Raw genomic sequence first — 6659 nt, forward strand, 5'->3', positions numbered from 1 at the left:
CTGGAAGCCAAATAGTCTTCTACGGTGAATTCAAGAAAGCCCTGAGTCACGCCGATAAGCATATCAGGCAAGGTAACCGCATCTGCATGGGCAGGACTGCCAGCAAGCAAGCAGCAAACGGCGGACACCGCGCAAAGCCCTTTGCGAAGGGAGGATGTCAGGCGTCGGGAAAATGTCGTTTGAGCGTTCATACGAGTTAAAAAGCAAGCGCCGTGCCGTTTAGCAATGAATGTGCGTCGCAACAACACTTGGCGTTGGTGTAGGAGTCTGGGCATGGCTGGTGTAATGGATTCGGTGAACCAGCGCACGCAACTGGTAGGGCAGAATCGCCTCGAGCTGCTGTTGTTCCGTCTCGACGGGCCGCAGCTCTACGGGATCAACGTGTTCAAGGTACGGGAAGTGTTGCAGTGCCCGTCCCTGACGTTGATGCCCAAATCCAGTCCTGTCGTGTGCGGGGTAGCGAATATACGGGGAGCGACCATTCCGATCCTGGATCTGGCAATGGCAACGGGCTCCGGTGCGTTGAAAGACAAGAACAGTCCGTTCGTGATCATCACGGAGTACAACACCAAGACCCAGGGTTTCCTGGTCCGCTCGGTGGAGCGCATCGTCAACATGAACTGGGAAGAGATCCATCCGCCACCCAAGGGTACCGGCCGCGATCACTACCTGACCGCTGTGACGCGGGTCGACAACCAGTTGGTCGAAATCATCGACGTCGAGAAGGTGCTGGCCGAAGTGGCGCCGACGCCGGAAGCGATTTCGGTGGGCGTGGTCGATGTCGAGACGCAGACCAAGGCGTTGTCGCTGCGGGTGCTGACGGTCGATGACTCGTCGGTGGCGCGCAAGCAGGTCACCCGTTGTCTGCAGACCATCGGTGTCGAAGTGGTGGCGCTGAACGACGGCAAGCAGGCGCTGGATTACCTGCGCAAGCTGGTCGACGAGGGCAAGAAGCCGGAAGAAGAGTTCCTGATGATGATTTCCGACATCGAGATGCCGGAGATGGACGGGTACACCCTGACGGCGGAAATCCGCGGCGACGCACGCATGCAAAAGCTCCATATCATCCTGCATACTTCGTTGTCGGGGGTATTCAATCAGGCGATGGTCAAGAAAGTCGGTGCTGATGACTTCCTGGCCAAATTCCGTCCTGATGACCTCGCATCCCGGGTAGTCGACCGGATCAAAGCAGCAGATATCAGCTAGGGGCCTTCTGCCCCTGGCGGTCAACACGATTTAAGAGGCGGCATCATTGTCTACGGGTAATTTGGATTTCGAACAGTTCCGGGTCTTCCTGGAAAAAGCCTGTGGCATTCTGCTCGGTGAAAACAAGCAGTATCTGGTCTCGAGCCGTCTCAACAAACTGATGGAGCAGCAAGGCATCAAGTCCCTGGGTGAGCTGGTACAGCGCATCCAGACCCAGCCGCGCAGCGGTTTGCGCGAGCAGGTGGTCGATGCCATGACGACCAACGAAACCCTGTGGTTTCGCGATACCTATCCGTTTGAAGTCTTGAAGAACAAGGTACTGCCGGAAGCGATCAAGGCCAGCCCCAACCAGCGTCTGCGGATCTGGTCGGCGGCCTGCTCGTCGGGACAGGAACCGTACTCGCTGTCGATGTCGATCGACGAGTTCGAGCGCAGCAACCTGGGTCAGTTGAAGATGGGTGTGCAGATCGTTGCCACCGATCTGTCGGGCCTGATGCTCAACAACTGCAAGACCGGCGAGTACGACAGCCTGGCGATCGGTCGCGGTCTGTCGCCGGAACGCCTGCAACGCTACTTCGACCCGAAAGGGCCGGGGCGCTGGGTGGTCAAGGCGCCGATCAAGAGCCGGGTGGAATTCCGTTCTTTCAACCTGCTCGACAGTTACGCGGCGCTGGGCAAGTTCGACATCGTGTTCTGCCGCAACGTGCTGATCTACTTCTCTGCCGAAGTGAAGAAGGACATCCTGTTGCGCATTCACAGCACATTGAAGCCGGGTGGGTACCTGTTCCTTGGCGCTTCGGAAGCGCTGAACGGTTTGCCGGATCATTACCAGATGGTTCAGTGCAGCCCGGGGATTATCTACAAGGCGAAATAAGCGGTTTGCAGTGATACAAAAAACGGGAGGCCGCAAAGGCCTCCCGTTTTTTTATGCCCGAAGAAATTCTCTTAACACCAACAATCCCTGTGGGAGCGAGCTTGCTCGCGAAGAGGCCGTCACATTCTGCATTTGCATTGGCTGACACGCCGCCTTCGCGAGCAAGCTCGCTCCCACAATTGTCTGGCTGTGATGGGACGGCAAGCGGCAGAAAAGCGGCATCCGGCGGTAACCGGTTGCCGCTTTTCTGGCATTGCCGCTTAGCCTGTTTGGCGCAAAGCCCCGGAATACGGGGCTTTGTTCATTTGGCACGGCGCTTGCTAAAGCTCAGATACGAAAAACCGGTCACCCGAAGGTTCCCGACATGAGCATCAGCTTCGACAAAGCGCTGGGCATTCACGAAAAGGCATTGGGCTTCCGCGCCCAGCGTGCCGAAGTGCTGGCCAACAACATCGCCAACGCCGACACCCCGAACTATAAGGCGCGGGATCTGGATTTCTCCAAAGTGCTCGAAGCACAGACCGAGAAGACCAAGACCGGCGGCCACTTTGCCCTGAACATGACCAACAGTCGGCACATCGAGGCTGAAGGGCTGGGCAATGGCGACGAGTCGCTGATGTATCGCACGCCGATGCAGCCTTCGATCGACCAGAACACCGTCGACGCTCAACTGGAACAGTCGAACTACGCGGAAAACGCCGTCGGCTTCCAGGCCAGCTTCACCTTGCTCAACAGCAAATTCAAAGGGCTGGTGTCAGCCCTGCGCGGAGAATAATCCATGTCCCTGTCCAGCGTTTTCAACATTGCCGGCAGCGGCATGAGCGCGCAGACCACGCGTCTGAACACCGTGGCGTCGAACATCGCCAACGCCGAAACCGTCTCTTCGAGCATCGACCAGACCTACCGCGCGCGCCATCCGGTATTCGCCACCATGTTCCAGGGCGGCCAGGCTGGCGGCAGCAATTCGCTGTTCCAGAACCAGGACGCGGCCGGGCAGGGCGTGCAGGTGCTCGGCGTTGTCGAAGACCAGAGCAATCTTGAAGCGCGCTACGAGCCGAACCATCCGGCCGCCGACGCCAAGGGCTATGTCTACTACCCGAACGTCAACGTGGTGGAAGAAATGGCTGACATGATTTCTGCGAGCCGCTCGTTCCAGACCAACGCGGAAATGATGAACACCGCCAAAACCATGATGCAGAAGGTACTGACCCTCGGTCAGTAATAAGGGGCGACTGCCATGAGCGTTACGGATACCACCAGCAGCCTGAGCATGAACGACATCCTGGCCAACTCGTCGAAGAAGGCCAGCAGCACTACGTCGGGCGGCATCGCTTCGGCGACCAACAGTGCCACCGGCGGCCAGGCGCTGGGCAAGGATGCTTTCCTGCAATTGCTGGTCACCCAGCTGAAAAACCAGAATCCGCTCGACCCGCAGGACAACAGCGCGTTCGTTGCGCAACTGGCGCAGTTCAGCAGCCTTGAAGGCATCACCACGTTGAACTCCACCGTCAGTGGCCTTGCCGGCAACTACAACTCGTCGCAGGCGCTGCAAGCGTCGTCGCTGGTCGGTCGCAACGTGATCGTGCAGACCAACACCGCCCAGCTCGATGACCCGAGCAAAGGTCTGACCGGTTCGGTCACCGTGCCGTCGTCGATTGCCGGCGGCACCGTGACCATCACCGACAAGGACGGCAAAACCGTGCGCACCATCGACCTGGGCAGCCGCGCTGCCGGCGATGCCAGCTTCACTTGGGACGGCAAGGACACCGCCGGCACCGTGGTTCCGGTCGGCACTTACACGTTCAAGGCCAACGCACCGATCAACGGCACCGCGACCGACCTGGCGACCTACCTGCCGGCGACCGTCAACAGCGTGACGATCAGCCAGACCGGTGGCGAGCTGATGCTCAACCTGGCTGGCAAGGGCACCGTCGCCCTGTCCAAAGTACAAACCATTGGTATATAGAGCCGACTAACCCGGCATAAAGGAGTGGAATATGTCTTTCAATATCGGCCTTAGCGGTCTCTATGCAGCCAACAAGCAACTGGACGTGACCGGCAACAACATCGCCAACGTCGCCACCGCCGGTTTCAAATCCTCGCGCGCAGAATTCGAAGACGTCTATTCGGCGACTCGTCTGGGCAGCGGCAGCAAGGTGATCGGTAACGGCGTACGCCTGGCCAACGTTTCCCAGCAGTTCACCCAGGGTGACATCAACAACACTGGCAACGTGCTGGACATGGGCATCAACGGCTCTGGCTTCTTCACCATGAACAACAACGGCTCGGTGTCTTACACCCGTGCCGGTACGTTCAAGGTCGATAACGCCGGCTACATCACCAACACCGACTACACCTCGCGTTTGCAGGGCTACGGTGTGGATGCCAACGGCAAGATTATTAACGGCGTGTTGACCGATCTCAAGATCGATACCTCGAACCTGGCCCCGAAGTCGACTTCGGCGGTGGCTTCGACCATCAACCTGAACTCGACCGCTGCGGTGATCGACGATACGGTCGCGGCAGGCAAATTCGACCCTACCAACACTGCGACCTACACCAAGTCGTTCAGCACCCCGATCTATGACAGCCAGGGCAACCAGCACACCATGGATCAATACATGGTGAAAACCGGCGCCAACACCTGGAAGGTCTACACACTGGTGGACGGTCGTAACCCGGATGCGACCGGCAGCGATCCGAAGACCACCGCGCCTGTGGCCTCGACGCTGTCCTTTGATGCGACCGGCAAGCTGACCCAGGTCAGCACGCCAGATCCGCTGGGTGGCCCGGCCATCATCAGCAGCGATCTGACACTCAAGGGCTGGGTGCCAGGCACTGTGACCGATGGTGTCTGGAAGGCTAACGGCGCGGCGGCAAACCCGGCGGGTGTGACCATCTCGATGGCCAAGACCACTCAGTACAACGCCGACACCTCGCGCACGATTCCTACTCAGGATGGTTACGCGACTGGCCAGATCACCAACCTGACCATCGACGGTACCGGTACCCTGTTCGCCAACTTCAGCAACAACCAGAGCAAGGCCATCGGACAGGTTGCACTGGCGAGCTTCACCAACGAACAGGGCCTGCAGGCGATCGGTGGCACCAGCTGGAAAGAGACGTTTGCTTCGGGTATTCCGGGCTACGATGCGCCTGAGACCGGTACGCTGGGTTCGGTGGTGTCCAACTCGCTGGAAGAGTCGAACGTTAACCTGACCAACGAGCTGGTTGATCTGATCAAGGGTCAGAGCAACTATCAGGCGAACGCCAAGACCATTTCGACGCAGAGCACGATTATGCAGACCATTATTCAGATGACCTGATTCGGGTTTCTGAGCTGGTTTTTTGGGCCCCTCGGTTTTGAGGGGCTTTTTTTTGGCCGTGGCGGCCTTTGGGCCGACCAGGTTCTTGGGGTTTTGGGGGTATATCCGTTTTTGCGGGTGTTGCGGCTGGCGGTTCCGCTCTTACAGCGGGTCACTTTTGCAGACGCCCAAAAGTAACCAAAACGCTTTGCTCCTGCGTTCGGCCCTCGCAGGCTCGGGTCCCTTCGCTGCGGGATCGATCCGGGCGCAGCGGCTACGGTTTGCTTCGCTGCACCTCCTTCCGCTGTGTCTGGCTGCGCCAGACGGTCGCTGCGCTCCCACGCCCGGATCAATCCCTCCACTCAGCCTTCCGACGTCGCCGGTGGATCAAGATCAAAAGCGGTACTCGAGCTTGCGCTCATCGTTTTGAGTGGTGAAAATCGTGGGGTCTGCTTTGGATCTGTGTTGGATTCGCCCCTCATCGGAACGCCGCCCGCCCAGCCCTCTCCCGAGGGAGAGGGGGCCGATTTGTGTGGTGTTTAAAACCTGCATTCGACTCGGTATCTCAGGTCGGCGTACTTCGATTAAACACCTCGGTCAGTTCCCTCTCCCTCCGGGAGAGGGCTAGGGTGAGGGGCTCTTGATGTTTTGCCTCAGCGAGCGCCGTACGCCGGGGCAAAGCCTTTTGATTCCTTTTTGCTGGGTCGGCACTCCGGCGTCTGAAAAAGGTGACTCGCTGTAAGAGCGAAACCGCCAGCGGCAACACCCGCAGCAACGGATATACACCCAAAACCTCAAGAGCCCGGTCGGCCCAAAGGCCGCCAAAAAACAAAACCCCCAACAAACCAGAAGTCTGTCGGGGGTTTTGTTTGCCTTGAGATTCCAGGCGTCTCGCAACGCCTGAATCAGCTCAGCTTATTGGCAAGCTTCGCAATCCGGCTCGTCAATCGCGCAGGCCTTTGGCACTGGCGCCGGACCTGCCGGAGCGGCCAGGACCGAATCGTCGCCGTGGTTGCCGCCGCTGGAAACAGCGTTCAGCTTACCGGTGTTGATGGTCGACTTCTCGGTGCTGGTCGCGGCCAGGGCACGGAGGTAGTAGGTGGTTTTCAGACCACGGTACCAGGCCATGCGGTAGGTCACGTCGAGCTTCTTGCCCGATGCGCCGGCGATGTAAAGGTTCAGCGACTGGGCCTGGTCGATCCACTTCTGACGACGGCTGGCGGCGTCAACGATCCACTTGGTGTCCACTTCGAACGCGGTCGCGTAGAGCTCTT

6 protein-coding genes and 2 pseudogenes are annotated in these 6659 nt (G+C 58.9%); 6 read left to right on the top strand and 2 right to left on the bottom strand.

Annotated features, from left to right (window positions below):
• Window positions 1-191: pseudogene (locus OQK_RS31450) on the bottom strand (flagellar basal body P-ring formation chaperone FlgA); the annotation flags it as partial.
• An 82-nt stretch (window positions 192-273) separates the two neighbouring features.
• On the opposite strand from OQK_RS31450, the gene OQK_RS18050 reads away from it, so the two are divergent.
• From OQK_RS18050 to flgE, 6 genes are all read left to right on the top strand, one after another.
• The gene (locus OQK_RS18050; protein WP_016773611.1) at window positions 274-1206 is read left to right on the top strand and encodes a chemotaxis protein CheV; all 933 of its coding nucleotides are present in this window, start codon (window positions 274-276) and stop codon (window positions 1204-1206) included.
• 46 nt (window positions 1207-1252) lie between these two features.
• On the top strand, window positions 1253-2080 hold the full coding sequence (cheR, locus tag OQK_RS18055; protein WP_016773612.1) for a protein-glutamate O-methyltransferase CheR: 828 nt from the start codon (window positions 1253-1255) through the stop codon (window positions 2078-2080).
• 364 nt (window positions 2081-2444) lie between these two features.
• Window positions 2445-2855 (top strand): flagellar basal body rod protein FlgB, encoded by a 411-nt coding sequence (flgB, locus tag OQK_RS18060; protein ID WP_016773613.1) that lies wholly within the window; start codon window positions 2445-2447, stop codon window positions 2853-2855.
• A gap of 3 nt (window positions 2856-2858) precedes the next feature.
• The gene (gene flgC / locus OQK_RS18065) at window positions 2859-3302 is read left to right on the top strand and encodes a flagellar basal body rod protein FlgC (protein ID WP_016773614.1); all 444 of its coding nucleotides are present in this window, start codon (window positions 2859-2861) and stop codon (window positions 3300-3302) included.
• A 15-nt stretch (window positions 3303-3317) separates the two neighbouring features.
• On the top strand, window positions 3318-4046 hold the full coding sequence (gene flgD / locus OQK_RS18070) for a flagellar hook assembly protein FlgD (protein WP_016773615.1): 729 nt from the start codon (window positions 3318-3320) through the stop codon (window positions 4044-4046).
• Between the two features lie 31 nt (window positions 4047-4077).
• Complete coding sequence (gene flgE / locus OQK_RS18075; protein WP_016773616.1) at window positions 4078-5406, top strand: flagellar hook protein FlgE; 1329 nt, start codon at window positions 4078-4080, stop codon at window positions 5404-5406.
• 894 nt (window positions 5407-6300) lie between these two features.
• Here the strand turns inward: flgE and OQK_RS18080 are convergent.
• Window positions 6301-6659, bottom strand: a pseudogene (locus tag OQK_RS18080) (ribonucleoside-diphosphate reductase subunit alpha); the annotation flags it as partial.

This window comes from Pseudomonas sp. R62, assembly GCF_000257605.1.
GTDB classification, from domain to species: domain Bacteria; phylum Pseudomonadota; class Gammaproteobacteria; order Pseudomonadales; family Pseudomonadaceae; genus Aquipseudomonas; species Aquipseudomonas atacamensis.